This window comes from Kitasatospora sp. NPDC001225 (assembly GCF_053597855.1).
On record NZ_JBSFJC010000430.1, the window covers coordinates 1 to 1,587 of the forward strand.

Consider the following 1,587-nt stretch of genomic DNA (forward strand, 5'->3'; position numbering starts at 1 on the left):
GGCGACTTCCGGGGCGGCGGCGTACGCGGTCGGGGTCAGTCCAGGAAGCGGCGCAGCGAGTCCGCCATGGCCCGGACGAAACCCTCCCGGACCTCCTCGGCGACCAGGTCGAGGGAGAGGTAGGGGTTGAGGTCCTCCAGCTCGACCAGGAGCAGGCGCCCGTCCGGCGCGCGGCAGGCGTCCACCCGCTGGATCCCGTGGGCGAGCGTGTTCCAGTCGACGAAGCCGCGGGCGAACGCGAGGTCGGCGGCGCTCGGCTCGTACGGCTCCAGGACCCAGCGCCGGGCCGGGTCGGGCGTGTGGAGGGCGTACTGGAAGGCGTCGTCCACGAAGTAGAACGAGACCTCGTACCGGAAGTCGATCCGCGGCTGGACCAGCACCTCGCCCCACTCGACGCCGTCCAGCTCCTCACGGGTGAGGAAGCGCAGGCCTATGCTGTCGGCGCCCTCCTCGGGCTTGACCGCGTAGCGCTCGGCGGCGGGCAGCCGGTCGAGGTCCTGCGGCCGGTCGACGGTGGGGATGACCGGGTGGCCCGACGCGGTCAGGTCCAGCAGGTACCGCTTCCCGGCCATGTCGCCCCGCCCGGTCAGCGGGTTGTAGACGCGTACGCCATCGGCCAGCGCCTGGGAGCGGAACCGGGCGTACTCCTCCCGGTAGTGCAGCACCGGGCCGCTGTTGCGCACCACGACCGCGTCGAAGCGGCCCATCAGGGCCCGGGCGTCGAGCGGGTGGCACAGGGCCAGGTCGAAGTGCTCCCGCAGCCGGGAGGTGAGGAGGACGTCCTCGTCGCCGTAGCGCCGGCCGCGGGCGGGGTAGGCCAGGTCGGTCACGTACAGCAGGCTGGGCCGGTCGGGCACGGGGACTCCCTCGGTCGGTGGTGAGGGAGCGAATCTACCGGCCGACCGGAATCCCGCCGTCCCCGCCGCCTGTCCGTACGGCGTCCGCGCGTCGGCTCAGGCCTGGAAGGCCCATTCGTTCACCAGGTCGAGGTTGCGGAACACCGGCGGCCCGTCGCAGAGGGCGGCGGCCCGCGCGGCGAACTCCGAGGTCTCAGGGCGGTCGGAGTTCCGCATCGCCGCCTCGTGCGAGGGGAACTCCACGATGTTCAGGTACACGTTCTCGCCGTCGCGGTCACGGGTCTGCAGCGAGCGGGTCGCCAGCCGGTGGCCCGCGTTCTTCTCGACCCAGCTGTCGAGCAGGGCGTTGAACTCGTCGATCCGACTCGTCCGGTACTCGATGATCTGGATGAACCTCACGGGTCAACCTCCTCGGCTCCGCGCGGGGCAGCCGGCCGCCCCCTCCAGGGTCCCCCCGGCGCGCGTGCCCTGCCACCTCCTGGGATGGACGGGCACCGGGGGAGCCGCTGGGACGAAGCCGCCGCTACAGGAGGGCCAGGTCGGGCTCGACGCCGGCCGCTTCGCAGCTGGTGTCCCACAGGCGCGCGGCGAGGGCCGGATCGGTCATGTGGGCGCGGACCGGCTCCAGCTCCGGTGCGCCGCGCAGGCCGAAGGCCCTGGGCCCCCACAGCTGTCCGCCGCGCACCCGCGGGTCCAGGACGGCCCGGACGATCGGCCAGGCCCCGCGGTC

At 73.5% G+C, this 1,587-nt stretch carries 2 protein-coding genes and 1 pseudogene; all 3 read right to left on the bottom strand.

Annotated features, from left to right (window positions below):
* Positions 1–35 precede the first annotated feature (35 nt).
* Complete coding sequence (locus ACWDCZ_RS41200) at positions 36–857, bottom strand: hypothetical protein (RefSeq protein WP_449818701.1); 822 nt, start codon at positions 855–857, stop codon at positions 36–38.
* A gap of 96 nt (positions 858–953) precedes the next feature.
* Positions 954–1,256, bottom strand: a complete 303-nt coding sequence (locus tag ACWDCZ_RS41205) for a hypothetical protein (RefSeq protein WP_449818702.1) — start codon at positions 1,254–1,256, stop codon at positions 954–956.
* 124 nt (positions 1,257–1,380) lie between these two features.
* Positions 1,381–1,587 (bottom strand): annotated as a pseudogene (locus ACWDCZ_RS41210) (SDR family NAD(P)-dependent oxidoreductase); the annotation flags it as partial.